The organism is Faecalicatena contorta, assembly GCF_022835095.1.
Classification (GTDB): Bacteria; Bacillota; Clostridia; order Lachnospirales; family Lachnospiraceae; genus Faecalicatena; species Faecalicatena contorta.
This window is the reverse complement of the sequence record NZ_BQNQ01000001.1, coordinates 866,131-891,280: the sequence shown is the minus strand read 5'-3', so window position 1 is coordinate 891,280 and position 25,150 is coordinate 866,131. Positions and strand designations below refer to the sequence as shown.

Below are 25,150 nucleotides of genomic sequence, written 5' to 3'. Positions count from 1 at the left end.
ATGTTTGTCTTTGCAATATTTTTATTTTATTTTTGTATTATTTTTGTATATTGAGATGACCAATGCAAAATTTTCTGGGCAGCTGTCAAAAAGAGCCGGATATCCCGGCCGGGTTGCAGAACATGTCCTGTAATCCGGCCGGAATATCCGGCTCCTATTTCAATTACGCCTCTATTTATACCATGTAAATGAGTATCTGACCACATCTGTGACATGATATGTATCCGAATACTCACACACCTTATCATCTGTTGTATATACGGTACTCCTAATATGGAGGATCGGTTTCTCATTAGACAGCTCCAGCTCTTTCATTCTCTCTTTGGTAGGAGTCGTGGCATTCACGCTCTGCGTAGAATAACGGATCTCCACTCCATACTGCTCCTGCATGACATCGTGCAGAGAATGATCTCTTAACAGCCATGGATTAAAATCTCCAAATAAGGATTTAGGGAGATAGATGGTCTGCTCTGCAAAAGGCCTTTCATCAGCAAACCGAATCCTCTTGATCACAAGCACAGTCTCATCTTCCGCACATTTCAGGTGGCTTAAGATCCAGGGATCCGCCTGCACTTCCTGGTAAGAAATGATCTTGGAGGTGGGGGTGATCCCCGATGCAAGCAGTTCCTGATGCATGCTCCTCATCCTGGACAGATCCTTCTCAAACTTTGGCTGTGATACAAAGCAGCCTTTATTCGGCCTTTTTTCGAGGTACCCCTGCTCCGTCAGATCTTCCAGGGCTTTCCGTACAGTTACACGGCTGACGCCGTAATGTTCGTTCAGCCATTTCTCGGTAGGCAGTTTATCACCTTTCTTCAGTTCATTCCTATTGATCTGATCCTTCAGATCCGCAACGATCTGGTGATACAGAGGAATTGCTTCTTTCCCACTTTCCAAATCAGGTCTGCTGTCTTTCTTCTCTTCCATATTCTACCTTCCTATAATTTACTTTAATCATATCTTTTTTCAGCTTTGCTGAAAACCCGCCCGCAGGGCATGAATTACAGGATGCCCTTTAGGTATTCATTATTTTTCAGCTTTAGCTACAACTCCGCTCACTAAGGGTATGAGTTACGCGATACCCTTGTATATACATTACTGTTAGATTGTATCATAAAAGTCAGCCTACTTTCAATTGACTCCAAACAATTTCTTTCCTCTTTCTTTAAACTGAGGCAGCTCAATCACTTCCCGGTTGCAGAATGACTGCGGGAGTATCCCTTTCAGATAATTCTGGAGATGCTCATTCAACACCCTTGATTGGAATGTAATCCGCTCTACGCTTACTCCCGCAGTGTGCGGCGTAACAATCAGCCTGTCCGGATCGATCTGATAAATTGGATGATCCTCCCTTGGCGGCTCTTCATCCAGGACATCCAGCGCCGCCCCTCTGATCCGTTCCTCCTTCAGCGCCTGGAATAAAGCATCCATATCAAGCAGCGCCGCCCGTCCTGTATTCACCAGGCAGGCCGTAGGTTTCATCAGTCCGATTTCCTTTTCCCCGATCATCCCTTTATTCTCTTCTGTGACACGTGCAAGAAGAACGATATAATCTGATTGCCTCATCACCGCATCTAAGTCATATACCTCGATGTCCATCGCTTTCATCTTCTCTCGATCTACAAACGGATCGAAACCAATGATCCGCATCCCGAAAGCCTGTGCTCTTACAGCAAGGCCCAGGCCGTTTCTTCCAAGTCCCACAATTCCAAGCGTCTTTCCATAGACCTCAGTGGAATTTTCGTTGATCCGCCTGAACTTCAGATCATTCTCTTTGATCCAGTTCCCCGCTCTTACCTCTTCTACTACTTTAATCAAAGGCTTCGCCAGTGCCATGATCAATAAGAACGTAAATTCAGGCACAGAACGTCCACATCTTCCGGCACTGAAAAGAACCGGAATTCCAAGTTTTGTGCAGGCCTTGATGTCGATGTTTTCTTCCGGGCCGTCCCTGACACTGAGCAGAAGCTTCACATCCGGTGCATGATACAGGACATTTTCTGTCACCTTCTCATAACCTACGATAAATACATCCACTCCCTTAAGGGCTTCTATCAGCTGTTCTTCATTCAATCTGTCTTTCGGCTGCTTTGTAAGGCTGAAGCCAACCCTTCTTATATCACAGTATTCTTTCATCTTCTCTTCCCACATATCATCAAACTCTGCGGTACACAATACTTTCAGCATCTTTTTTCCTCCTTAGACTTATATTATATATGCATTATATCTGTACGATATCATTTTGTCAATAATATTGTATTGTTTTTGTTATTTATTTTATCCATTAACACTTGACAATAATAATACAATAAGTATACAATACAAATGTGAAACAATCTAGCAAACAAAGAAAGGATGATATTATGCGCTACAAACAATTTGGAAACACAGATTTAAGGCTGTCTGAGCTGGCAGTTGGAACATGGGCCATCGGAGGCACTGGCTGGGGAGACGTTAACGAAAAAGATTCCATCGATGCAATTCTTACTATGGTAGAACAGGGCGTCAACCTAATCGATACCGCCCCAAGCTATGGACGCGGCCATTCCGAGGAAGTAGTCGGAAAAGCGATCGCTTCCTGCCGGGATCGGGTCACTCTGCTGACCAAATGCGGAATCCGCTGGCCCGAAGAAGCTAAATACGGCTCTTCTCAGCCCATCCGTGACAGCAGCAAGGCCGCGATCATTAAGCAGTGTGAAGAATCACTGACCAGGCTGAATACCGACCACATCGACATCTACCTAATACACTGGCCGGATGTAAATACACCGTTTGACGAAACTGTTGAGGCTTTAAATGCATTAAAACAGCAGGGAAAGATCCTATATACAGGAATTTCTAATTTTGAGGATGAAGAGCTCTCCAAACTGTATGACCTGGGCGCAATTGACGTGGTACAGTTCGCTTATTCTATGGTCAATCGTTCCAAAGAGGAAGTCCTGAAAAGATATGCTCAAAAGGGTGTTTATACAATGGGATACGGAGGCTTAGGCGCCGGGATACTGACAGGCGCAATTCGTGAACTGCCGAAGTTCGAAGCCGGAGATGCAAGACTCGGATTCTATGATTTCTTTGAGGAACCGAAATTCTCCAAGGTAATGGAACTTCTAAAGACACTGGATCAGATCGCAGAATCACATCAGGTTCCTGTAGCGCAGGTAGCGGTCAACTGGACGACGCAGCATTCATACATAGGAGCTTCACTCACCGGGGTCAGAAATCCAAAAGAGGCGCTGGAAAATTGTTCTGCATTCGACTGGGCACTGTCTGAGGATGAAATGGCAGTCATCAACCAGGCTATTGACGACACTGTAGGTATCTAAGATACGCTCTTAAAAAGATCCTTTGAGAAAAACATTTAATATAGTAGAGAAACCATTTATAACCAATTAAAATCACCCATAAATATATACCGCCGGATCAACCGGCGGTATTTTTTTGTTAAGCAGAACTCGCTTTACATTTTTCTTTTCCCCTAATCAATATATAAAAAAAGCCTTAACCCTCCGAGATGGAAAGATTAAGGCTCTTGATGCGGATAACAGGACTTGAACCTGCACGGGGTACCCCACTAGATCCTAAGTCTAGCGCGTCTGCCAATTCCGCCATATCCGCATACCAGCAAATGTATTTTATTACATCTGCCGTGCTTTGTCAAAAAAATATCGCAATCTCAATAATTATTGAGTTAACGATATTTCTTCTCAATGAGCGTGCGGGGATTCGAACCCCGGACAACTTGATTAAAAGTCAAGTGCTCTACCACCTGAGCTACACGCCCTCATACTATTCGATTGTTCCCGCCTGCACCCAGGCAAACTGGGCTAGCTGGATTCGAACCAGCGAATGCAGGAGTCAAAGTCCTGTGCCTTACCGCTTGGCGATAGCCCAATAAAGACTTATATCTGACACTGCGTTGCCAGTACTAATAAAACAAGGGTGGGTGATGGGACTCGAACCCACGATATCCAGAACCACAATCTGGCGCGCTAACCAACTGCACCACACCCACCACAACGAGCCTGGGGGGATTCGAACCCTCGACCTACGGCTTAGAAGGCCGTTGCTCTATCCAGCTGAGCTACAGACTCTTATGAAATTATCCCCTGTTTACGGCTCCTTACAACATGATGCTGTAAGAAAGCGGGTGATGGGAATCGAACCCACGTATCCAGCTTGGAAGGCTGGTGTTCTACCATTGAACTACACCCGCACTATCGGGGTGACAGGATTCGAACCTGCGACCTCCTGGTCCCAAACCAGGCGCTCTAGCCAAGCTGAGCCACACCCCGATGTAATTGTGCTTGTCACTTTTTCCCGTGACGCAATAGTTATTATATAATAAGGCACAGCTTATGTCAACAATAATTTTTTATTTTTTTACATTTTTTTCGCAGGCAGCCAATTTGGCCAAAAAACGCCTGATTTCAAACCTTCAATCCAGATAATACTGATGGAAACAGGGCTTTTCATTCTCGTTCAGCTCCATGATCATGTAGCTCCCCTTCCTCCCCTCCTGCCTCGGATATGAAACACTGCCGGGATTCAGGACTGTAATCTCCTTCCCCTGGTCCAGGTATGGACGGTGCGTATGTCCAAACATCACAATATCGGCATTGCGGGCCTTCCCCTCTTCTTTTATATATTCCGGATCCAGCGAAACATAGTAGCCGTGTCCGTGTGTAATAAAGATTTTATACTTTCCTATACTGAATTCTTCTTCCTTGGGAAGGTCGGAAAAAAAGTCGTTATTTCCCTTTACCATATGTTTTTCACAGTCCACTACCGCATCAAGATACTCCTCTCCGCCTTCCACATCGCCAAGGTGGATAAACATATCCACTGCACCGGCCTGATCCAGAATACGGTCCAGGTTAAAGTGGTTTCCATGCGTATCGCTAACTATCAATACTTTCATTCCATTCATCCTTGTTCTTTTTTATATAATAGTTTAATAGATTTTCGATTATCTCTTTAGAAGTTCTTAAATGCCGGTATAGCCCGTAACTTCGGGCTTTTCCGGCGTTTTTCATATCGGAAGAACCTCACAAATACTTTTATAACCCCTTGTGTTTTCACGGTCAAAAGTAGTAGAAGAAGTAGTAAAATACCTGTCTACTACTAAGCGGCAGCTTCGGTTTTCTCCGTGTTTACCACTTTGATTTCCGTCTTGGCTTCCAGTCTGTCCATTTCCTCCTGTGCGGAATGGAATGTGGCGTGGGCGTAATAGTTCAGCGTCATAATGATGTTGGAATGGCCCATGATATATTGTAGTGCTTTTGGGTTCATTCCCGCATTTGCCATTCTGGTGCAGAACGTGTGCCGCATGGTGTGGGGCGTCATTACTGACGGCAACGGCTCCTTGTGACACTTGTTAAACTTCTTGGCAAGACACTTAAACATGGCGTCATAATGTACCGCTACTTTCGGCAGGCCGTCCCGGTTCAGGAATAGGAAATTACTATACCCATCCACCTGTATTGCCTTGCCGCCCCTGCGGTTCTTCAACACGCGCTGGAACGCCTCATAAGCTGCTGCGCTCATTGGCACTTGACGAAATCCGCTGTCTGTCTTGGGCGTTTCGATATAGTAGCCGTCCTCCGTGCTTCTCAAAAGCTGGTGGTCTACATGGATAAAACGCTTTTCAAAATTCAGATCAGCAGGGGTCAGGCCGCAGAGTTCAGAAATCCGAAGTCCTGTTTCCAGCAGGATAACCACCTCGTCATAATACTTGGAATAGATGGTATCATCCTGTATGAATTTCAGGAGTTCTTTTTCCTGTGCGGGGGTCAGAGGAACCTTTGGCTCGGTGTCGTCGTTGATTACTTCATTGATCTGGAAGTCAAAGGGATTTTTGCGGAGGTAATCATCCTGAATCGCCATATAGAAGATGGCTTTCAGGGAACGCTTGCTATTGCAGATGGTCGTGTAAGCAACACCCTTTTCCTGCATACGCAAAGCCCATTCTTTCGCGTCGGACAGCTTCACGCTGTCAATGCTGGCCGCCCCCAGCTTATCTTCTTCTAAAAGTTTCATTAGCTGCTGGCGGCTCTTTTGGGTTCCCCGCTTCACATTTCCCCGCTGCCGGATGTACTTGGCATAAAGCTGGCAGACCGTCATTTTCTTGCCGATGGTGTCTATCCCGTCGTCAAGGTCTTTCTGTATCTGCTTGATTTTCTCGCGGAGTGAAATATCCGCCCGCTTCCCGGCAGGGATTTTGTCTGTGGGTACTAACTTCCATGAGTAAACAAACTTCTGTTCCCCAAAGGTGTCCGTATATTTGTAAGCGTATCTTCCGTCTGGTCGCTGGCTCTCTCCAGATTTCAAAAGGCGGCCCTTGCTGTCCCGTCTTTTTACATCTCGTTCCTGTTTTGGCATTTCGTCATGCTCCTTTCCATGACGGAAAGAGCCTTGACACGCTCTAAGGATATTATAGCATAGTCAAGGCTCTTTTTCACTAGATTGTGTCCAGAGAATCAATGATTTTTTCAAACTTTTGCCGTTTGATCTGGATGCGGTTGCCGTTCAAAATCACCCAGCCAGCGGATGGGTTTTCCTCGGCAAGCCGCCGCAGCTTGTTTTCTCCAATGCGAAAATATTTCGACGCTTCCTCAATGGTAAGCGTATACTTTTCCCAAATAGGCACATCGTTATTACTCATAATGCGGCCCCCTTTCTGTTTAAAACAAAGGTTTCTTGTGAATGTGGGCAAAACACGGACGGCTGGCGGCCCAGCTCCACGGGACTTTCACCCCCGCGTGGTTTTCACGCGGCCCTACCCATTGCCTGCGACGCTTTTAACGCTCGGACTGTGGCTGTAAGGGAGTATCATTGTCCTGCCTACACGTCGTCGCCCATAAGCAGCCACGCTTATGTTGCGGCTGGGTGGTGATCGCTCCGCTGTTTTCGTAGAAATCAGCATCATGGCGCAACCGCCGTCCGGCTCGATGCAGACAGAATGTGTCCGTATGCCCTATGACGCACCGCCATTGTCCTGCGGGCGTATTTGTCAAGGTGCATCCATCAGCCACCAGGTCAGCGGAAATGCGGAAAGGGATGAGTAAAACATTTCCGTTCCCGTGGCCGGGCCGTTACTTCAAAGCAACGATGATGGAATGAATGAGCTTGAGTTCCAAACGGTGCTTCATATACTCGTCCACGCACACATAAGGGATGTCGCTGCTATCGTACAAGGTGCGGGTACAGAGCTTGTTTATGTAGCCCGCATAGTACCGCAGCACTTGTTCCATAGCCATTGCGTCCCCAGCGTGGGCAGCTTCCATCACCGAAAGGGGCAGAAGCTCTCTGCCGTTGAATGTGGGTTCCTTCATCCGCGTTTCCCTCCCTCTGGCATGAGCGCCATCAATTTCAAACGCAACTGTTTCAGGGTGCTTGTCCTGTGGCGCTGTACGGCGCTGCGGGACATTCCCATGAGGCTTGCGATTTCTCCGTCTGCCAAATCCAAAACACAGTGCAAAATCAAAATGCTTTGTTCCTGTTGTGGCAGGCTGGCGAATGCCTCGGCTACAAGCTCGTTGTCAATGGGCAAATCATATCCATGCGACGAAAAAACGTAGCTATCGCTGGGGTAATAATCTACCGTGGAGAGCTTTTCCAGTTCTTCCGGAGTCAGGCATTCAAACGACTTTTCACGGTCGCGCTGCCGTCCCATCTCACGCAGATAATCTTTGGCCTCATTGCGGAGTACCGCCTTGCAAAATGCGTCATAGCGGTGCCGTAGGATAAAGTCATTGCGGGGGATTGTATCCATCTTCTCACCCCCTTTCTGTGGGTGATTTTGGTGGTTATCTCCCTTTCCGCCAAAGTTACTTTTGAAAGGCCACCAGCTACCCGCTAAACGCCACTTTTTTAAACATTTTTTGAAAAAGTGTGGGGCCGGTGGTACGGGACGCAGGAAATAACAAAATTCGCCCGGAAGGGCATAAACCCTCCGGGCGAACATAAAAATAGTAAAATATTTTACTGCATGGTATAATGCATAGTTCCGGCCGCATTTCCGAATGGCCGGGGGATGGCTTTTTTTAACGGTACTACTCCCATTTCCGGTGGTCGCTCTCCCGTTCTACACATGACAGCTTCCTCCTAGAGCCGCCAATCACGCCAGTGTCAGGACGCCATTTCCAATAGAAGGCGAAGAAACGGCAGACTTGGTCTTGAACCGCCGAAGATTAAGGAATCCATTTTACGCGCAGGAAAGCCTCTGTCCCTGCAACGTTTTTTCTTTGCCTATTGGGCGGTGAAGCGTGTTTCGTGTGATTCACTTCCTATTGGTCGGCTGTTTCTTTTAACCGTTCAAAAGATTCCCTACTAATAACGTGTTCCAACCGACAGGCATCGGCTTCTGCAATTTTAGGATCAACGCCTGCGGCTATGAGCTGTTCCATGAAAAAGCAATGGCGCTCATAGATTTTTACGGCCACTTCTCGACCAATGTCTGTTAGATGCAGATAGTGTTCTTCATCCATTGTCAGAAAGCCGCCCTCACGCAAAATGCCTACTGCATGGCACACGCTGGGTTTTGACACCTCCATGTGCCGGGCTACATCTACGGAACGCACCATGCCTATTCTCTTATGCAGAACGAGGATAGCTTCCAAGTAGTCCTCCCCGGATGCATGAAGTTTCATCTCAGCCTCCTAGTACAAAAATTATACGGCCCAACTAAGGCTTTCCTGCTGAATATGAAATAACTTATGGTATAGACCGTTCTTCTTCATTAGTTCCTCATGAGTGCCTTGCTCAACCAACTTACCATTATCCAGGACAATGATCTGGTCAGTATCCACCACAGTGCGGAGCCGATGAGCAATCATAATAACCGTCTTACCCTCTACCAGTTTTGCAATAGCACGCTGAATCAAAACCTCGTTCTCTGGGTCAAGGGACGCTGTTGCCTCATCAAGCAGAATAATAGGTGCGTCCTTCAAAAGCGCGCGGGCAATGGAAATCCGCTGACGCTCACCACCGGAAAGAGTGCTGCCGTTCTCTCCAAGGACAGTCTGATAACCGTCTGGCAATCGCTGGATAAATTCGTCACAGTATGCCGCCTTTGCCGCCGCCATGACCTGCTCCTCGGTAGCGTTCATGTTGCCTACACGGATATTGTTAAAAACAGTATCATTGAACAGGGTCACATCCTGGAATACAAAGGACATACAGCGCATCAGGTGTTCCGGTTCAATGGTGCTGACATCTATGCCGCCAATGGTGATCTGGCCTTTTCTTACATCCCAAAAACGGGCGTTCAGTTTGGAAATCGTGCTTTTGCCGCTGCCGGAAGGCCCTACCAGAGCCGTTACGCTGCCAGCGGGAATAGAGAAAGACACATCCTTGATAACATCGTCCTGGTTATATCCGAAAGTGACATTTTTCAGTTCAATGTCATATTTGGATACATCCTTGTCCTCGCCCTCCATGGCGGGCGTGGTCAGCAGGGTACGCATACGGTTGGTAACAGTCCCCAAGTGAAACAGAGAGGTCAACTGCGAGAGAATGGCAAGGATCGGACCGTAAATTTGCGTAGAGAACATCAGTAGAACCAGTAAAGAAAGCAGTTCAATTTTACCGTTTGTTATCAGCACCGTTCCAATGAAAATAGTAATGCCAAGCCCTGCTTGCAGGATCAGGCTGGCTCCCTGAACCAGAATACCGGAGGCCAGTTCTACCTTGATGGCGATTTTTCTCATAGCCTGGAGTGCTTTATCCAACGCATCGAAGCGGGAACCGCCAAGACCACAGGATTTGATGATTTTGATACCTTCCAGGTATTCCTGAATCTGGCTAGACGCCTCCAGTTTCACATCCACCTGTTTGTCAAACAGACGAAGTTGTAGCTTGCGCCCGCACCAGATGATAAGGAATGTAACCGGCATTGTGCAGAAAATCGCAAGGGCCATTCTCCAGTCAAAAAATGCCAGACAAACGCAGGTCAGGGTAACAGAGATGATATTTGCAATCAGCGGCGGGATGGTACTGCTGAGCATGGATTCCATGCTGCTGCAATCCGCCATCATGTTGGTGGTAATATCGGACAAATCTTTTGTGTTAAAGAAGCTCATGGGGAGCTTGCGAAGATGCTCCGCGATCCGAAGTCTGGTCGTGCTGGCCTCCTTATAGGAAGCAATATAGGTTTTCCTATAATCGTTTTTCGCGGCCAGGAATACCAGAATAGCCGCCACCAGCCCCAGGCCCAGCAGCTTCCACAACGCGGCCCACGAAATTGCTTCTCCCGTAAACGGCTTTAACAGCTCCCAAAAGATCAGGCAGGCTACCATTGATGGGAGCAATAACGCGATATTGGTTATTGTGCAGGCCGTAATTGCTTTTTTCAGGTCGGAATAGCCTTTCTCCGACAGCATTAACTTTTCTTTCAGCTTACTCATAGATCACACCGCCTTTCCTGTGCCAATTTTCCAGTTGATCGACTCCGTATAGCTGCTCCACATCTGCGCGTATTTTCCGTCCTTCTTCAGCAGCTCGTCATGGGTGCCGGATTCAATCAGGCAGCCCTTTTCCATGACAAGTATCTGGTCAGCATTACGAATCGTGGACAGGCGATGGGCGATCATTACAACTGTTTTATTTTGGATCAGCTTTTCAAAGGCTTTTTGAATCAGGTACTCGTTCTCCGGGTCACTGAACGCAGTAGCCTCGTCCAGAACGATGATGGGCGCGTCTTTTACGATAGCCCTTGCAATGGCAATCCGCTGACGCTCACCACCGGAGAGATGGACGCCGGTACTGCCGATCACAGTCTGATAACCGTTTGGAAGCTGCTCAATAAAATCATGGCATCTTGCAGCCTTTGCCGCCGCAATCACCTGTTCTTCCGTGGCATCTGGATTTCCCATACGGATGTTATCCAGGATGCTCTGTTTGAACAGGAACGTATCCTGAAATACGAAGCTGACCTTATCCATCAGCGCATCCAGAGGAATATCCCGAATGTCAACGCCGCCGATCTGAATACTTCCGTCCGTCACATCATAAAACCGGGAGATTAGGCTGGCGATGGTACTTTTACCGCCACCGGAGGGGCCGACAATGGCTGTCACCTTGCCCTGATCCGCAAAGAAAGAAACATGAGACAGGGCCTTGACCTGGGAATCGGCTTCGTAGGAAAAGCTGACATCCCGGAAAGCAATCCCATAGTTTTCGATTGCTTGCGCCGTACTCTTTTCGGGCAGGGCCGGGATACGCAGGATTTCATCCATACGCTCCACGCTGCCGTCAATCTGCGTAAAGGACTCAGAGATATACATGATTTTATTCAGGACACCGGAAATCGCATGGACAATAATCAGGTAGAAAATAAATGTCAGCGAATACTCCCTGAAATCCGTAGTGTGCATCCCGATCAGAATGCCCACCGGAATCAAAAGCAGATAAATATTGTTGATGATCGTGGTAAAAGCAGGCATACAGTTCTGCCAGCCCAATGCGTACTCCAACACAAAAGAGGTATAGTCTGTAATGGATTTGCCCAACCGCTTAAAGGAATCGGCGGTCTGATTAAATGCTTTGATCTCCGACATACCACGTACATATTCCACAGAAGCGCTGTTCATGTTCTCCTGGGCGGTCTGAAAACGGTGCATTTTTTCCTTTGCTTCTCCGTTGAAGCCCGCAAACTGCACGATAAAGGCCAGAACAATACCGACCAGACAAACCACGCCATACCGCCAGTCAATTCCAAGAAGAATGATAACCAGAACAAGCGGCGCGACCAAAGAGGCCACAAAGTCCGGGAGCTGGTGAGCGATGAATTTCTCAACACTTTCAATGTTTTCATCCATGATCTTTCTCATTTTGCCGCTGCCCAGGGTCAGATGATACCCAAGGGGAATCTGCATGATGTGGTCGGCAAAGGCCACCTTCAATTCATAAAGCGTTCCAAACGCCGCAACGTGGGAACACAACAGGGCAAAAAAGTAAAATACGATGTTCCCCAAAATTCCAGCCAGGGCCAGCCATCCCCAGGTCGAGATTGCGGAAACATTCAAGAGCGACATATCCGGGTAAACAAACAGGATTTCCCGAATGATGTAGTAGATTGATAAGTACGGAACAAAAGAACAGATCGCAGCCAGCGCCGCCAAAAACCCTGCCAGGAACACCAACCCTTTATGGCCGGAAGCCAATTCCAGGCAGCGTGCCAGTCCGGTTTTCGCTATCGGCTGCTTCTTGTTTTGCTGTGCCATTTCTAACCCTCCTTTTTGTCATATCCAATTTTGTCTAAGAGAAGCTCTGCGCCTCTGATTTGAAAATCATCGGTAATGCAGCCGTTCTCCAGGCGTATTGCCCGCTCACAGCAGGCAAGCGCACACTCCGCGTCATGGGTAATGACGATAATGGTGCGCCCCATTTTCGCCAGCTTGCGGATCATCCGGCTGACATTCCGCATATTCGTACCGTCCAGCCCGCTTGTCGGTTCATCCAGTACGATAATCGGCGCTTCGTGCATTAGAGCCACGCCAAGAGCCAGCCGCTGCTTTTGCCCTCCTGACAGCGTAGAGGGATGCTGTTTGATGAATGGCGTCAGTTCCAGGGCCTCCAGGATTTCTTCCGCCGCTTGTTTCCGCTCCGGGTTGACTTCTGCGCCGGTAGTCAGTTCGTCAAGCAAATCCTCACCGAATAGCTGACTGTCTAAATCCTGGGGAATATACCAGACCTTTCCCAAGCGGCCTTTCGGTCTACAATGCTTTCCGAATAAAACGACTTCGCCGGATTTCTCTTTCAAAAGCCCTGCCAAGATTCGCCCTATGGTGCTTTTGCCCGTCCCGTTTGGGCCGATCAGGGCTATCGCTTCTCCCTTATGGCATTGAAAGTCAATATCCTTAGATACAATCGTTTCACCAAAAGAGTGGTTCAGTTTTTTCACTTCCAGAACAACCTCACTGGTTGCCGCAGACGGGATTTCCGTTTGCTCAATCTGATGCAGGTTAGGAGTTCGAAGCCCCAGCGCCTGGATTTCCTTATTAGTCAGAGCTTTCATCTGCTGTGCAGTAAATTCCCGCACAATTTTCCCTTTCTGGACACACAGGAAACGGTCTGCCAGATCCATCAGATAATAAAGCCGGTGTTCCGCTATAATGATGGTTTTTCCCTTCTTCTTCAAATCGTGAATAATATCTGCAAAGCGGTAGGTAGATGCAATATCCAGATTGGCAGACGGTTCATCCATGACATAGATTTCAGGATCAATCGCCTCTGCGGATGCAATCGCAACCTTCTGACGCATTCCATAGGACAGGCTGTGCAGGCTGTGATCCAAAATATCCTGAATCTTGATGTTCGCCGCTGCCCGGTGAACATGGTTCTGAATTTCTTCATGGGAATAACCGTAGTTCTCACAGCCAAAAGCAATCTCGCCTGCGACCTCATTGGCAAAAAACTGGCTCCTCGGGTCTTGAAATACATTTCCTGCGATTTTGCCGCGTTCCCAGGAAGGAATCTCTTTCAGCAGTTTTCCATCCACAAAAACCTCACCGCTTAATTCTCCCTCGTAAAAGTAGGGGATCAGGCCGTTAATTACTCTTGTCAAAGAGCTTTTCCCACTTCCCGATGGGCCGGTCATAACAATGACCTCCCCGGCGGCAATGTCTAATGATATATGTTCCAGTTGATTTCCGTTCCCGCCATAGGAAAAGGTCAGGTCACGGATCATAATTTCTTTTCCCATTCCATTCCTCCTATAAAAGACAGCAGCACACGGCAGCTCCCACGCTGACAACAATCAAAACGCAATCCAGCACAGCGATCCGGCTGACATAGTAGCTTTCTTTCTTGTAGGGGCTTTCAATTCCCCTGACTATGGCAGAAGCTGCTAACTCGTCCGCGATCTTTAAGGAGCGGAACACCATCGGAACAATGGCGTATTCCAACGTGTCCATTGGATGCCTCAAAACATTACCGACCGATTTTAAGAAGCCACGAATTTTCATGGCTTCCCTGACTTCTCCAAATTCATGCAGCACAGTCGGCGCAAAGCGGAGCATGACGATCAATACAAGCATGATATGGGTAGAAATCGGCATTCTTCTCAAGCTGGCCGTTAATTTCCCAGAGGGGATTTTAGCCAGAAGATAGGCAGGCATAGCCGGAAGCAAAAGTTTGTAAACCATGCTGAGCAACAGTGGAGATGGGACACTGATTTTATATTTCATTTCAATCAGTAGCCATACAAGTGCAACCATATAAATTGAAAAGCACCCAATCGCCTGACGAAACAAACCAAACCAGCACAGGATCAAACAAATCCAAAGGGTAAAAATTCCATGTCCTAAAAAACTTGTTGTAAGGAAAGTAACAAGACAAGCGCACAGCGTCAGGAAAAGAACTGTGCGCCCGTCAATTCGATCAATCCGTCTGCTTTTTGATACGGCCATCATCCTACAATGCCTGCCTTTTGGAAATGCTTTCTGAGCAGACGCTGGCCAAACAACGTGCCGAGGATTGCAAGAACCGCAGTAATAACAACGCCCAAAAGCATCAGCGCAGGAGACGTTACCATAGAGAGCTGCATATTTAAGGTGTTGGCATCAAAACCACTGTTTGCAGCCATTTCCTGATAACTGTCCCAGGACCACCACAACGGTACGGCACAACCTACAAAATTACCGATTGAGTTGACCATCCAGCCAATTCGGTTACGAACCGCACTTTGGTATGTATTCTTGCCAACCATGCACAGTTCGGCAACGAGAGCTACAATCAAGAAATAGGGAATCAAGAACATATAACCCATAACTCCTTGAATCACCCCATAAACCGCAGCCCATGCAAACAACAGTCCGTGTTTGTTGACGCGGTTTGCTGCAACCAGATAAAAGATTGCGCCGATAAATGCATCAATTCCGGCAGAGCCGTACAAATATACTACCGGAAAAGGCAATGTAACCATACCAATTATCATTGCAATAGCAAAATTGATGACCATCATTGCGGCAATCGTCATAATATCGCGAATGCCAAACTTTTTCTTCACCGTTTGTTCCATCTTTGAAACCTCCTTAAAATAAAATGACAGTGTAGTTAGCAATAACTAACTACACTGTCATTCTACACCGGTTTGCAGTCTCTAACTACTCCAAAGGGAAAAGTAAATCAAGAAAACAGCCCAAAAGTTAAATCACTTTTTTGCTTTACGGTAATCCTTTGGAAGCATTCCAAACACTTCTTGAAAGGCTCGCGCAAATTTACTAATATTTGAATATCCAAGTTCACCGGCTATTTGCGTGATTGATTGATCTGTTTCCTGCAAATAAACAGCCGCAAGATTCATTTTATACTTTTTGATATGTGCATAGGGCGTATCGCCATAAATCTGTTTGAAAATAGCTTGAAATGTGACCTTGCTCATTGGCTCCTTTCGCAAAAGTTCTTCTATGGATATTTTTTTGTCGAGGTTTTCTATGAGCTGTTGGCGGATGCGTTTGATGATTTCAATTTGTTCTTTGGCATAATACGTTGCCTCATACTGATCTTCAATCCGCAGCTGTTTGATATGGTAAAATAGTTCCAATAATTTGATACGGAAGTAATTTCTCCCTTCAATACCTTTTGCCGCGTACAATTCATCGAAGATATGTAACAGACGCTGAGGCGTTCGACATAAAAACCACTTTTTTTCTAATTCCAGTTCTCGTCCCAGATTTAGAACATCAATGTTGTAGTACGAAAAAATCTGTTGCGTTTCCGCATCGACAGAATCCTTATCAATCACACAGCTTAGTCCTACGCTATATCCAAAGGGAAAAGAATAGGCCGCAGGAATATTAGCAAGAGCATTGATACATAATTCTCCTTCTTTCATATGAAAAACCTTATTATTTCTTAGTTCAAATTCAACGCGCCCCTTTTGGTAATGACGAATTTCAATGATATTTTTATTTGGAATGGGTTCACGGAAGGTGTCTGTACAATTAAAGTCCATAAAGATCAAATCAATACCAAGGAATAGCGCATAATCATATAGAACCCCTATTCCATTGCACTTGTATTCAACTTTCGTGTAATCATTGCACACTTCAGCGAATGTCGCACCTTCACCATACCATTCTAAGCCATGATGTTGGGTCATCAGAATAGCCCTCCTTTTGGTTAGCTACTTCTAACTATAATATGCCATTTGAAGGAAGCAGTCAAGATAAAGCCAAAGTAAGACTTGCAGATAACAGTATTGGTAGAGGAAGCGAAGACGCTTTGTCCGTTGCTGCACGGGCAAATTATGTTATTGTTTCTTGATGAGGGCAGGCAGCCTAGAGCCGTTCAAAAGCCTCTGTGCTAATAAACTCTGAAAACAACGCTATATGCAGACCATGAAGCCTGATCAGATATAAGAGTAATGTCAACACAATATAGAACAAACCGAAAGAGCCTAGGAACTGAAAATTTTTCTCTTAACCAACAGATAGAGGAAGGCACACAAAGTGAATATCATTTTTCACAGTTTATCAGCACAATTATTGACCAGTACACAAAATAATATTCTCTATTCTGTGTGTTGTGGAGGCCACAAAAAGGCCTCTTATTTTTTTGCAAATTTTTCTTTCCAAAGCGCTATTTTGCGGGTAGTTTGAAAGCTTTTCAGAGTATTAGGAGTGGAGGAAAAGAAAAACAGCAAGCATAGGGAGTGTAGCCACACTCCCGAACATCGGCCCCATCCCTCCCTGCGGGCCGGAGCCGGTTGCTTGTTGGGGAAATCCCCAAACCCCTGAATGAAAGGACGGTGAGGAAATGGCAAATCGAAAACGGAAGTTTGTGCTGCGCGTCCCCGTGACGCCGGAGGAAAGGGCGCTCATTCAAGCGAAGATGTCCCAGCTCGGCACAAGGAATTTTTCAGCCTACGCCCGGAAAATGCTGATTGACGGCTATATTGTCCATGTGGACACCAGCGACATCCGGGCGCAGACTGCGGAGCTGCAAAAAATCGGCGTCAACGTCAACCAGATTGCACGGCGTATCAACAGTACCGGGGCTGTGTACGCGCAGGACGTGGAGGACATCAAGGGGGCGCTGGCCCAGATATGGCAATTACAAAGATACATCCTATCAAGGTAAATCTGAAAAAGGCGCTGGACTATATCGAGAACCCGGACAAGACCGACGATAAGATGTTTGTTTCCTCCTACGGCTGTTCCTATGAAACGGCGGACATTGAATTTCAAATGCTGTTAGATCAGGCGTTTAAGAAAGGCAACAATCTGGCCCACCACCTGATACAAGCCTTTGAGCCGGGCGAAACCACGCCGGAGCAGGTCCACGAAATCGGGCGGCAGCTTGCCGATGAAGTGCTGGGCGGGAAATATCCCTATGTGATAACCACCCACATAGACAAGGGCCACCTGCATAACCACATCATTTTCTGCGCAGTGGATATGGCAAACCAGCGCAAGTACATTTCCAATAAGCAGAGCTACGCCTATATCCGGCGTACCAGTGACCGGCTGTGCAGGGAAAACGGCTTGTCCGTGGTGAAGCCGGGCAAGGACAAGGGAAAGAGCTATGCCGAATGGGACGCCCAGCGCAAGGGCAAGAGCTGGAAAGCAAAGCTGAAAATTGCCATTGACGCGGCAATCCCGCAGGCCAGAGATTTTGACGGCCTCTTACGGCTCATGGAGGCGCAGGGCTACGAGATTAAGCACGGGAAATTCATTTCATTCCGCACCCCCGGACAGGAACGCTTTACCCGCTGCAAAACCTTGGGGGAGGATTACACCGAGGAACGGATCACCCAGCGGATCAGGGGCATTGCCATCGACCGGGGGCCGCGCAGAAGAAGTGCCGGGGAAATCTCCCTGCGGATCGCCTTGGAGGACAGTATCAAGGCCCAGCAGTCGGCGGGCTATGCGCGTTGGGCGAAAGTCCACAACTTGAAGCAGGCCGCTAAAGCCTTAAATTTCCTGACGGAACATCAGATTGAGAGCTACGAGGGTTTGGAAAGCAGGCTGAACGAGATCAGCGCGGCCAACGACGAAGCCGCCGCTGCCCTGAAAGCGGTGGAGCGCCGCCTTGGGGACATGGCGCTGCTGATAAAGCATATTTCTACCTACAAGCAACTGCGGCCCGTGGCGCTGGAACTGCGGCAGGCCAAAGACAAGGCCGCGTTCCGGCGAGAGCATGAGAGCCAGCTTATTTTGTATGAAGCTGCGGCAAAGGCGCTCAAAGAGGCCGGGGTGAAGAAGCTCCCCAACCTGTACGCGCTCAAAACCGAATATAAAAAGCTGGACGGAGAACGGGAACGGCTGTCAGAACAGTATAACGAGGTAAAGAAAGAGCTGAAAGAATACGGCATTATAAAGCAGAATGTGGATGGCATTTTGTGGGTGACACCGGGAAAGGAGCATACACAGGAACGATGAAGCGACCAAGAATGAATTACAGCCAATACCGCAAGTCCCGACGGCTAACGCATGAGTGCTGCAATTACTGTGACGGGAACTGCCTCCTGCTGGACGATGGGGAGGAATGTGTCTGTGTGCAGAGCATTTCCTATTCGCTGCTGTGCCGGTGGTTCAAGGCCGCCGTCCTCCCGCTGGACGCGGCGCTTTATGCCGAACTAATGGAGCGGAGCCAGGCGTTGCGCTGCCGGGAGTGCGGGACGCTGTTTTCTCCCAGGCGGCCCAACTGCCTTTACTGTCCAGACTGTGCCAAGAAACGCAAACGGCAGAGCAAGAAGCTGTGGGCGAGGAAACACCGGGAGCATGCGTAGAAAAAGTAATGGGAAAAGGCCCTGAAATATCAGGGCTTTTTCCTTTGGTCAGAGGGGTGGTCGTATGTTAATACCTTTTCTCCTGGAAGCGGCATTTACTTTTTCTACAAAGTGATACCGATATCCCGCTCTCATTTCTGCGTTGCCATTCTGTTTCTTTTTCCTATGGCTTTCCCCACAATCATATATCCTTGAAAAATCAGTAGATTTTTCAAGTGAGTTCCTATATAATAAAATCAGTTAGTTAATGCGAACTCAGTAAGAGCAAGGAGGTTATTCCATGGGGATTCTCAAACAGTTTTTTAACAACACCAGAAAGCCGAACGGCTGGATGGGAAAAATGATGGTCAGAGGTATGAATCAGGGCCATGCTGCTGTTTCCGATTGGGGGCTTTCCTATTTTCCAGTCGTACAGAAGGCGTCTCATTCTATGATCGCAGATTTCGGATGTGGCGGAGGACGCAATACCGCAGCGCTTTTAAAGCGTTTTCCTGCTGCAACGGTCACCGCCCTGGATTATTCCAAGGTCGCTTGTGATAAAACAAAGCAGTTCAACCGGCATGAGGTGCAGTCTGGGAGATGTAACGTTGTGCAGGGGGATGTGTCTCGTCTCCCTTTTGAAGCGGCGACATTTGATGTGATCACAGCCTTTGAAACGGTCTATTTCTGGCCGGGGCCGGTGGAGAGCTTTCAAGAAGTCTGGCGGGTACTTAAACCGGGCGGGACATTTATGATTGTGAATGAATCGGACGGGACGAAACAGGCAGACGAAAAATGGACTGACATTATCGACGGAATGCGTATTTTTACTCAGGAACAGTTGACGCAATACTTAAAAGATGCAGGCTTTTCCCAGATAGCCGCACATATAAATCGGAAACAACACTGGATTTGTCTCCTGGCGGAGAAAGCACGGTAAGCGGAACCGCCGATTCAAAATGCGGATTCATAGAGATTTCTTACTTACAACACATGATGGAGGGATAGAATGACACGCGGAGAGATTTGGAAAGATTTGTTGAAACACACGGTTTTGCCCCTGATAATCGCACTGTTCCTGTTTTTGATTTTCAAGTCGGTCTTTACCAAAAACGGCGAAACGGAATATTTTTATGTCTGGCTCTGTTGCGGGATTCCCTTTGGGATTCGGCGGATGTTTGTTTGGCTGGTTCCCCATGGATATGACTTAGGCGGCACGGTTGGTATGATTGCTGTGAACTTTATAATAGGCGGCCTGATCGGCGGGGTCATCCTGACCTGGCGTCTGGTGGTTGCTGTATGGTATATTCCTCTGACTATTTACCGATTGCTCACGAATTGATTTGGATTTCCAGTTGTGTCCTGAAATGTTGGGAGGTGTGTGTAGAAAAAGTAAAGGGGAGAAACCCTGAAATATCGGGGCCGCTTCCCTTGGTTGGAGGTATGGCTGAGTGTTAATATCGTTTCCCCCAGGAAAGCCATTTACTTTTTCTACTACAAAAAAGCAGCAAATCGAACGCCAGCCAATGATTCGTCAAGGCGAATAAGTCTGCGTGACGGCTAAAGGTCACATTTGACTATGAAAATGCTATGGATTTGTATAACACGAAAAAAGCGCCGGACGCAAGGGACATATAGCCCCCCGCGTCCGGCGCTTTTGCCTGCTTGGGTTATTCGTCTGTGAAATGGAACGGCTGCGCTTCAAAGTCGGCATCGCCCATAGCGTCCAGCTTATCAAGGGCCTGACGGGCCAGCGCCGCCATATCCTCGCTCATATCCGACAGGGTGGCCCGGATGGCTCCCGATGTCCTGCGCCGGTCACTCTTATGATACATACAAATCAGGTTTTCTTCTTCCACGGTGAAATACATTCCTCATACCTCCAATTCCTTTGATTGTTCCCTATGCGGGGGATTCTTTTTCTGTTCCTTCTTAGCCGCTGCAAGCTGCGCCCGGATGGAGGGCTTTTTCTGGCTATGGTTGGCCTTAGCATTCTTGTGGGCCTGTTTTTGCGTTTGTCCCTCTGCTTTCACTGCCGCAGCGACATCCGAAAGGGAAACCTGTTCTCCGGCCTTTGCTCTGGCTTCCAGTTCTCCCATGGACGGAGTGTTGTTCAGGATGCCGTCGATCATATTTTCGTTCTGTTCGGTGGACATTTCAGCGGTTTTGATGTGGCTGTCCTGCTGGGCCGGGATGGCAAAGGCCCTCGTACCATTTGCCATAATGAGATACCTGCCATCCTCCGACTGGTGGTGAAATCCATACCCGGCAGCCTCCATCTGTTCCCGGCTCATGGCGGTTACATAGAAAGTCCCCCTCGGTGTTTTAACAGTTTCGCCCGTTTCCAGTTTGTCGGGGGTAAGCTGCCGTCCCTGCTCCTTGAAAAATTCCGGCACCTCCCGATAACCGATACGATCCACATAGTAGGCAGTCTGTTTCCCGTCCTGCCGGAACACTACAATATCTCCCATAGAGAGGGAACGTCCCTTGTAATCGGCGGGATGTTCCATATTAAAGCAATGGTAAATCTCGTCCAGAGAGGCGTTCTTATCCAACGGGGCTGTGTAGACCAGCTGGTAATTTTTCCTGTCTACTGAAAGCCCGTCCGCCTGCAAGCCCTCATAGGAACGGTAGCGGAAGTCGCGCCCCTCCGGGCCGCGCGGTACTTGGTAGATGGAAAAGTTAGGCTGCGCCGGGGCATCGGAGCCAGAAGCAATATATTCCTCCACCGTCAAACCGGCGGCCTTGGCCTCCTGCGCGACCTCGGCCTGTACCTGCTCCTTGTAGTTTTGCAAGCTCTTATCAAAGTCGGAAAGCTGCGGCGGCTCCGGCAAAGGTTCCCCCTGATTGAGAAGCGGGCGGCACTCCTTTACATAGTCCACAAGGGCGGTCAAATAGGCGGTCTGCTCTGGCGGGAGGGAATCGCCGGATTGCAAAAGGCGCTGGGCCTCCTGCTCCATACGGGAAAGGTTACAGTGCTGCTTCATATAAGGGATAAACTCATTGAGAAGCATTTCCCGCTGGGCCTTGTCCGCCTCCCATGCCTCCGGCCCCTCGTGGTGCAGCACATGGTTTTTCCAGCTTTCATCCTGCGCGTAGTATTCGTGATACCCTTGGATATGCTCGATCAGGGAACCGTCTCCGTCGCCAAAATCCTGCCGCCCCTCGTAGTTGTCCGGCTGGCCCTGCATAGTAAAATCAATGCGGAACTTGGTTTTATCGTACCAATGACCTGTATAACCCGGCTGTTCCCGGTCATGGCGCTGGGCCTCGTCCAGTGACTTAAAAACGGCATCGGCTTCATGTAACGGCATTTGCTGGCCGTCTTTCAGGTGGGGGCTTTCACTCCAAAGAATCGTAACAATCGGCTCCGCTGCCGGGTCAAGGGTGATCTGGCGCTCGGCGTTTGCCACGGCGATTTCCCCCTCTATCCGGCTTTTCACAAAGCTGTCCACCTCGCCGTACTGCATTTCATAGCCCTGTTCGCAAAGCTCATTGACAAGGGCCATCACCTTTTGCGTGTCGTCCACCGCCTCGGCATATTCCACAATCAACCGGCGTTCCCCGTTGCCTAACCGCTGGCCGTCCTTTTCTGCAAGGTCAATCAAAGCGTTGGCCCGTTCATTGGGGAACGCCTCCGGCATGAATGGTTTTCCGTTCAAAATCCCGTCTATCCTATTCCACGCCTGCGGCTGCCGGGCCTCGGCCTTTTCCAGCGTTCCATCCTTGGAGAGCGTAAAGCCCTGTGTCTGGATGGCCTCTTTCGTCCCCTGCGATACCTCGCCGGTAATTTTCAAATCCGTGTCAATCAGCATTTGCAGCATGGCCCGCACTTCATCGGTCATGGCCTGCTGCTGTTCCGGGGGCAGCTTGGAAAATACGCCGTCCGGGTTTGGCTGCTCGGCGGCCTGCTCTATTGGGGCGGCCTCCGGCTGTTCCTGCTGGGCCTGCCGCTGCTGCTGAAGTTCGGCAAGGTGGCCGTCGATGGCGGTTATCAACTCGTGGGCAGTAGCGCGGATGGTTTCAAGGGACGCCCGCAGCTCTTGCAGGTCTTTGCCAGAACTCCACCCGGCCACATACCCAAAGGAATAGTCGGACGTGTCCAGCCCGTAGTGCTGGCAGACGGCATAGGCCACGCTCTCGGCCTGTACCTCGCGGGTTCGGCTGTCGGGCCGGGCGGCCTGCTCTGCGGGCGTGGCCTCCGGGTCTATGGCGTGGAGCTTGGAATGGGCGATTTCGTGAATGGCCGTCTTGACGGTCTGCAATTCGCTCATGCCCTCCTGAATAGCAATCCGCTTTTCCGTCAGGTGGTAGTAGCCGTGAGAGCCTCCGGGGATGTCCTCAAAACCAATCGGGACGGGGGAGGTCTGTTCCAGCGCCTTGAAAAAATCTTGGTATTGCTCCACGCCGCCCGTCAATTCCTCCACCCCCAAAGAGGGCAGCGGCTCCCCCTCGGTCTGGCTCACGTCAAAGACGGAAACAATCTTAAAGGCCGGAACCTGTACCTCCTGAACCTCGGTGACAGGCTTTCCGTCCCTGCCGATCACTTGCTTGCCCTGGGCGTCCAGCTTCGGCACTTCCTTTTTGGCCTTAAACGGGGCTGGAGCCAGTATCTTGATGGCCTTTTCGCCTTTCTTGACGTTGCGGTGAAAATCATCCCGCCACTTGTTATAGCCTGCGACAAGCTGGCCGCCCTGCATGGCGATCAGGAGCGTGTTGTTAAAGCTGTAACTGTGGAACTTCGCCATAGAGGTGAGATAGGCTTTGTAGCGTTCACTCTCGAAAAGTTCTTGTATTCCTGTTTCCAGCCGGTCGGTGATTTCTTTCATGCGGTCGGCGCTGTTCTGGCTGTTCAGGATAATGGGGGTGACGGGCTGCGGGGGCGGAGCTGCGGCCTCCTGTTTCTGCTCTGGCTGGGCTTTTGCTTCCTCCCGCAGCGCTTCCGGCGCGGGATAGCCCATTACCCGGTATTCCTCCGGCACGGGCTGGCCCTCGTGGACGCGCTGCCACTCGTCGCCGGTTCGCAGGAGATAGCCGTACTCCGTAAACGTGCCTTTTTCCTCGCTGGCGATAAACTGGCCCAGCCGTTCCGTGTCGATGGCCGGTTTCCACTCGTCGGGGACTACCATCAGGCCGGAACGGTTTAAGTAGTAATCCCCCAGTGTGCGGTTGTCCTTGGCGTCGATCAGGATAAAACAATCGGTGTTCTCGGCGTAGTCGATGATCTGGCCGATAGACTGAAATTTTTCCGGAGAGTGCATGGCGGCGTTGAGGCCTGCAAGCTCCACAGCGTCCAGCTTTTGAAGCTGGGCGGCAAGGAAATTCAATTCGTCCACACTGGCGGCCCGTACCAAATCCTCCGGCAATTCCAGCGCCCGGCCCTCCGGGGCAGAAATGCCGTCAATGAAAAAATCCTGCGGGTTGTCGGCGCTGATGTGGATTTCTTTCATGGCGGCCTGCACCTGTTCAGCGGTGGCCGGCAGGGAAAGCCAGTAGCCGTGCGGCCCGCCGGACTGCGCTTCGGCGCGGTTGTCAATCAGGATAGAAAATACTTCGTTCACGGGTTCCCTCCTTTCAGGCGGTTGGATAGCAGGGGACGGCTCCGGCTGTTCTTTTTCGGCCCCGGTGGTCTGCTGGGGCAGCTCGGCGGCCTGACTGGGCGCTTCCCCCTCGATGGTGTAACCGGGGAGCAAAAGGCCATTCACCTTGAAATAGTCGGCGTACTCCTTGAGGATGGCCGGGGAGATTTCCGTAAACAAATGCTGGTGGGCCTTGATACGGCCATTCAGATATTTGTCCAGTGCTTCCCGGCTGTCAAAGACTTTCTTTTGCCCGGCGATTCTGGCCTGTCCGTAATTCCCCGGCGCATTGGTGTAAAGATTCCAGTCCAGCGTCCATGAATAGGGGATGGATTTCTCCGCCGCGCTGTTATACCGAGTGTTCTCGGTAATGGAATAGGACATTTTATAGACGGCGTTGCTGCGGACGCGGAGAAAATCGCCCTGCGGCTCCCATTGGTTTGCGGTATGCTTGACAGGAAGCGTCCGGGCATAGTCCAGCGTTTTATCAAGGGCAAGGGTCTTTCCGGCCTGTTCCTCCCATGCGGCGGCCAGCTCCTTTAGACGGTTAAACACTTCCTGTTCGGCGGCGGCGCTTTCCTCCCGCTGCTTCAAAAGCTCCGACAAGGGCAGGGCCGCCAGGCCGGAAAGGTCGGACTGTTCACTTTCAAAGTAAATCCGGCGCTCAATCTTCATGGTTTCAGCCGTTTCTAAGCTGTCATGGTCGTAAGAGCTGTACGACATTCATTCCTCACATCCTTTCTGTGGTCGTGTTTTGCGTAGGGGTTTGGGGATATTCCCCAACAAGCAAACTCCCCGGCCCGGCAGGGTGTACCGGGTCAGGGAGTTTTCGGGAGTGTGGCTACACTCCCTATGCTTG

Annotated in this window: 22 protein-coding genes and 7 tRNA genes; 6 read left to right on the top strand and 23 right to left on the bottom strand. The window is 49.2% G+C overall.

From position 1 onward, the window contains the following. Positions 1-171 precede the first annotated feature (171 nt). Together MWG26_RS04075 and MWG26_RS04070 are read right to left on the bottom strand one after the other, a co-directional pair. Complete coding sequence (locus MWG26_RS04075) at positions 172-927, bottom strand: GntR family transcriptional regulator (RefSeq protein ID WP_049915424.1); 756 nt, start codon at positions 925-927, stop codon at positions 172-174. 204 nt (positions 928-1,131) lie between these two features. After that, positions 1,132-2,187 carry an NAD(P)-dependent oxidoreductase gene (locus tag MWG26_RS04070; protein WP_025654791.1) on the bottom strand — a complete coding sequence of 352 codons (1,056 nt, stop codon included), beginning with the start codon at positions 2,185-2,187 and terminating at the stop codon, positions 1,132-1,134. Between the two features lie 176 nt (positions 2,188-2,363). Between MWG26_RS04070 and MWG26_RS04065 the strand changes: the two genes are divergently transcribed. Beyond that, positions 2,364-3,323, top strand: a complete 960-nt coding sequence (locus MWG26_RS04065; protein ID WP_025654790.1) for an aldo/keto reductase — start codon at positions 2,364-2,366, stop codon at positions 3,321-3,323. Positions 3,324-3,533: 210 nt separating this feature from the next. Here MWG26_RS04065 and MWG26_RS04060 read toward each other — a convergent pair. The 19 genes from MWG26_RS04060 to MWG26_RS03970 all read right to left on the bottom strand — a co-directional run bounded on the left by MWG26_RS04060 (position 3,534) and on the right by MWG26_RS03970 (position 16,102). Continuing rightward, a tRNA-Leu gene (locus tag MWG26_RS04060) sits at positions 3,534-3,615 on the bottom strand. Positions 3,616-3,708: 93 nt separating this feature from the next. Next, a tRNA-Lys gene (locus tag MWG26_RS04055) sits at positions 3,709-3,781 on the bottom strand. Positions 3,782-3,819: 38 nt separating this feature from the next. Further along, a tRNA-Gln gene (locus tag MWG26_RS04050) sits at positions 3,820-3,891 on the bottom strand. A 47-nt stretch (positions 3,892-3,938) separates the two neighbouring features. Continuing rightward, positions 3,939-4,012, bottom strand: a tRNA-His gene (locus tag MWG26_RS04045). A gap of 5 nt (positions 4,013-4,017) precedes the next feature. After that, positions 4,018-4,091 (bottom strand) — tRNA-Arg (locus MWG26_RS04040). Between the two features lie 51 nt (positions 4,092-4,142). After that, a tRNA-Gly gene (locus MWG26_RS04035) sits at positions 4,143-4,213 on the bottom strand. 4 nt (positions 4,214-4,217) lie between these two features. Continuing rightward, positions 4,218-4,292: transfer RNA gene (locus MWG26_RS04030), tRNA-Pro, on the bottom strand. Between the two features lie 143 nt (positions 4,293-4,435). After that, a complete protein-coding gene (locus tag MWG26_RS04025) occupies positions 4,436-4,918 on the bottom strand; it encodes a metallophosphoesterase family protein (protein WP_025654733.1) in 483 nt (160 codons plus the stop codon). 203 nt (positions 4,919-5,121) lie between these two features. Then, positions 5,122-6,378, bottom strand: coding sequence for a site-specific integrase (locus MWG26_RS04020; protein ID WP_003505062.1), 1,257 nt, complete (start codon positions 6,376-6,378; stop codon positions 5,122-5,124). 79 nt (positions 6,379-6,457) lie between these two features. After that, entirely contained in the window at positions 6,458-6,661 is a 204-nt protein-coding gene (locus MWG26_RS04015) for an excisionase (RefSeq protein ID WP_002566648.1), read from the bottom strand. A gap of 430 nt (positions 6,662-7,091) precedes the next feature. Beyond that, positions 7,092-7,331 carry a helix-turn-helix domain-containing protein gene (locus tag MWG26_RS04010; protein ID WP_003505055.1) on the bottom strand — a complete coding sequence of 80 codons (240 nt, stop codon included), beginning with the start codon at positions 7,329-7,331 and terminating at the stop codon, positions 7,092-7,094. Continuing rightward, positions 7,328-7,771 carry an RNA polymerase sigma factor gene (locus MWG26_RS04005; RefSeq protein WP_044911539.1) on the bottom strand — a complete coding sequence of 148 codons (444 nt, stop codon included), beginning with the start codon at positions 7,769-7,771 and terminating at the stop codon, positions 7,328-7,330. The genes MWG26_RS04010 and MWG26_RS04005 overlap by 4 nt, the downstream gene beginning before the upstream one ends. A gap of 514 nt (positions 7,772-8,285) precedes the next feature. Continuing rightward, positions 8,286-8,648, bottom strand: coding sequence for a metal-dependent transcriptional regulator (locus MWG26_RS04000; RefSeq protein ID WP_003505050.1), 363 nt, complete (start codon positions 8,646-8,648; stop codon positions 8,286-8,288). A gap of 21 nt (positions 8,649-8,669) precedes the next feature. Beyond that, positions 8,670-10,403 carry an ABC transporter ATP-binding protein gene (locus tag MWG26_RS03995; RefSeq protein WP_003505048.1) on the bottom strand — a complete coding sequence of 578 codons (1,734 nt, stop codon included), beginning with the start codon at positions 10,401-10,403 and terminating at the stop codon, positions 8,670-8,672. A gap of 3 nt (positions 10,404-10,406) precedes the next feature. Continuing rightward, entirely contained in the window at positions 10,407-12,221 is a 1,815-nt protein-coding gene (locus MWG26_RS03990; RefSeq protein ID WP_003505046.1) for an ABC transporter ATP-binding protein, read from the bottom strand. Between the two features lie 2 nt (positions 12,222-12,223). Next, positions 12,224-13,702: an ABC transporter ATP-binding protein gene (locus MWG26_RS03985; protein WP_117441017.1), complete on the bottom strand. Its 1,479-nt coding sequence runs from the start codon at positions 13,700-13,702 to the stop codon at positions 12,224-12,226. 10 nt (positions 13,703-13,712) lie between these two features. Next, positions 13,713-14,408 carry an energy-coupling factor transporter transmembrane component T family protein gene (locus tag MWG26_RS03980; protein WP_330641620.1) on the bottom strand — a complete coding sequence of 232 codons (696 nt, stop codon included), beginning with the start codon at positions 14,406-14,408 and terminating at the stop codon, positions 13,713-13,715. Continuing rightward, entirely contained in the window at positions 14,408-15,019 is a 612-nt protein-coding gene (locus MWG26_RS03975; protein WP_003505039.1) for an MptD family putative ECF transporter S component, read from the bottom strand. Before MWG26_RS03975 ends, MWG26_RS03980 begins: the two co-directional genes overlap by 1 nt. A 132-nt stretch (positions 15,020-15,151) precedes the next feature. Beyond that, the gene (locus MWG26_RS03970; RefSeq protein ID WP_003505037.1) at positions 15,152-16,102 is read right to left on the bottom strand and encodes a helix-turn-helix domain-containing protein; all 951 of its coding nucleotides are present in this window, start codon (positions 16,100-16,102) and stop codon (positions 15,152-15,154) included. A gap of 656 nt (positions 16,103-16,758) precedes the next feature. Between MWG26_RS03970 and MWG26_RS03965 the strand changes: the two genes are divergently transcribed. From MWG26_RS03965 to MWG26_RS03945, 5 genes are all read left to right on the top strand, one after another. Next, a complete protein-coding gene (locus tag MWG26_RS03965) occupies positions 16,759-17,082 on the top strand; it encodes a plasmid mobilization protein (protein WP_117441018.1) in 324 nt (107 codons plus the stop codon). Beyond that, positions 17,049-18,383 (top strand): relaxase/mobilization nuclease domain-containing protein, encoded by a 1,335-nt coding sequence (locus tag MWG26_RS03960; RefSeq protein ID WP_003505032.1) that lies wholly within the window; start codon positions 17,049-17,051, stop codon positions 18,381-18,383. Before MWG26_RS03965 ends, MWG26_RS03960 begins: the two co-directional genes overlap by 34 nt. After that, positions 18,380-18,733: a cysteine-rich VLP domain-containing protein gene (locus MWG26_RS03955; protein ID WP_044911538.1), complete on the top strand. Its 354-nt coding sequence runs from the start codon at positions 18,380-18,382 to the stop codon at positions 18,731-18,733. The genes MWG26_RS03960 and MWG26_RS03955 overlap by 4 nt, the downstream gene beginning before the upstream one ends. Positions 18,734-19,013: 280 nt before the next feature. After that, entirely contained in the window at positions 19,014-19,652 is a 639-nt protein-coding gene (locus MWG26_RS03950; RefSeq protein WP_003505027.1) for a class I SAM-dependent methyltransferase, read from the top strand. Positions 19,653-19,721: 69 nt separating this feature from the next. Then, the gene (locus MWG26_RS03945) at positions 19,722-20,054 is read left to right on the top strand and encodes a DUF6050 family protein (protein WP_117441019.1); all 333 of its coding nucleotides are present in this window, start codon (positions 19,722-19,724) and stop codon (positions 20,052-20,054) included. Between the two features lie 328 nt (positions 20,055-20,382). Here MWG26_RS03945 and MWG26_RS03940 read toward each other — a convergent pair whose 3' ends face one another. Both MWG26_RS03940 and MWG26_RS03935 read right to left on the bottom strand, forming a co-directional pair. After that, positions 20,383-20,583, bottom strand: coding sequence for a transposon-transfer assisting family protein (locus tag MWG26_RS03940; protein ID WP_003505023.1), 201 nt, complete (start codon positions 20,581-20,583; stop codon positions 20,383-20,385). A 3-nt stretch (positions 20,584-20,586) separates the two neighbouring features. Further along, the gene (locus tag MWG26_RS03935; protein WP_003505021.1) at positions 20,587-25,014 is read right to left on the bottom strand and encodes an LPD25 domain-containing protein; all 4,428 of its coding nucleotides are present in this window, start codon (positions 25,012-25,014) and stop codon (positions 20,587-20,589) included. Positions 25,015-25,150: the final 136 nt, after the last annotated feature.

What these genes read in the sequence shown, in the direction of transcription:
- MWG26_RS04005 (WP_044911539.1), bottom strand. Translation starts at nt 7,771, where the DNA reads ATGGATACAATCCCCCGCAATGACTTTATCCTACGGCACCGCTATGAC.
- MWG26_RS03985 (WP_117441017.1), bottom strand. Translation starts at nt 13,702, where the DNA reads ATGGGAAAAGAAATTATGATCCGTGACCTGACCTTTTCCTATGGCGGG.
- MWG26_RS04015 (WP_002566648.1), bottom strand. Translation starts at nt 6,661, where the DNA reads ATGAGTAATAACGATGTGCCTATTTGGGAAAAGTATACGCTTACCATT.
- MWG26_RS03980 (WP_330641620.1), bottom strand. Translation starts at nt 14,408, where the DNA reads ATGGCCGTATCAAAAAGCAGACGGATTGATCGAATTGACGGGCGCACA.
- MWG26_RS04070 (WP_025654791.1), bottom strand. Translation starts at nt 2,187, where the DNA reads ATGCTGAAAGTATTGTGTACCGCAGAGTTTGATGATATGTGGGAAGAG.
- MWG26_RS03935 (WP_003505021.1), bottom strand. Translation starts at nt 25,014, where the DNA reads ATGTCGTACAGCTCTTACGACCATGACAGCTTAGAAACGGCTGAAACC.
- MWG26_RS04020 (WP_003505062.1), bottom strand. Translation starts at nt 6,378, where the DNA reads ATGCCAAAACAGGAACGAGATGTAAAAAGACGGGACAGCAAGGGCCGC.
- MWG26_RS03970 (WP_003505037.1), bottom strand. Translation starts at nt 16,102, where the DNA reads ATGACCCAACATCATGGCTTAGAATGGTATGGTGAAGGTGCGACATTC.
- MWG26_RS04025 (WP_025654733.1), bottom strand. Translation starts at nt 4,918, where the DNA reads ATGAAAGTATTGATAGTTAGCGATACGCATGGAAACCACTTTAACCTG.
- MWG26_RS03945 (WP_117441019.1), top strand. Translation starts at nt 19,722, where the DNA reads ATGACACGCGGAGAGATTTGGAAAGATTTGTTGAAACACACGGTTTTG.
- MWG26_RS03965 (WP_117441018.1), top strand. Translation starts at nt 16,759, where the DNA reads ATGGCAAATCGAAAACGGAAGTTTGTGCTGCGCGTCCCCGTGACGCCG.
- MWG26_RS03940 (WP_003505023.1), bottom strand. Translation starts at nt 20,583, where the DNA reads ATGTATTTCACCGTGGAAGAAGAAAACCTGATTTGTATGTATCATAAG.
- MWG26_RS03990 (WP_003505046.1), bottom strand. Translation starts at nt 12,221, where the DNA reads ATGGCACAGCAAAACAAGAAGCAGCCGATAGCGAAAACCGGACTGGCA.
- MWG26_RS03950 (WP_003505027.1), top strand. Translation starts at nt 19,014, where the DNA reads ATGGGGATTCTCAAACAGTTTTTTAACAACACCAGAAAGCCGAACGGC.
- MWG26_RS03960 (WP_003505032.1), top strand. Translation starts at nt 17,049, where the DNA reads ATGGCAATTACAAAGATACATCCTATCAAGGTAAATCTGAAAAAGGCG.
- MWG26_RS04000 (WP_003505050.1), bottom strand. Translation starts at nt 8,648, where the DNA reads ATGAAACTTCATGCATCCGGGGAGGACTACTTGGAAGCTATCCTCGTT.
- MWG26_RS04065 (WP_025654790.1), top strand. Translation starts at nt 2,364, where the DNA reads ATGCGCTACAAACAATTTGGAAACACAGATTTAAGGCTGTCTGAGCTG.
- MWG26_RS03955 (WP_044911538.1), top strand. Translation starts at nt 18,380, where the DNA reads ATGAAGCGACCAAGAATGAATTACAGCCAATACCGCAAGTCCCGACGG.
- MWG26_RS04010 (WP_003505055.1), bottom strand. Translation starts at nt 7,331, where the DNA reads ATGAAGGAACCCACATTCAACGGCAGAGAGCTTCTGCCCCTTTCGGTG.
- MWG26_RS03995 (WP_003505048.1), bottom strand. Translation starts at nt 10,403, where the DNA reads ATGAGTAAGCTGAAAGAAAAGTTAATGCTGTCGGAGAAAGGCTATTCC.
- MWG26_RS03975 (WP_003505039.1), bottom strand. Translation starts at nt 15,019, where the DNA reads ATGGAACAAACGGTGAAGAAAAAGTTTGGCATTCGCGATATTATGACG.
- MWG26_RS04075 (WP_049915424.1), bottom strand. Translation starts at nt 927, where the DNA reads ATGGAAGAGAAGAAAGACAGCAGACCTGATTTGGAAAGTGGGAAAGAA.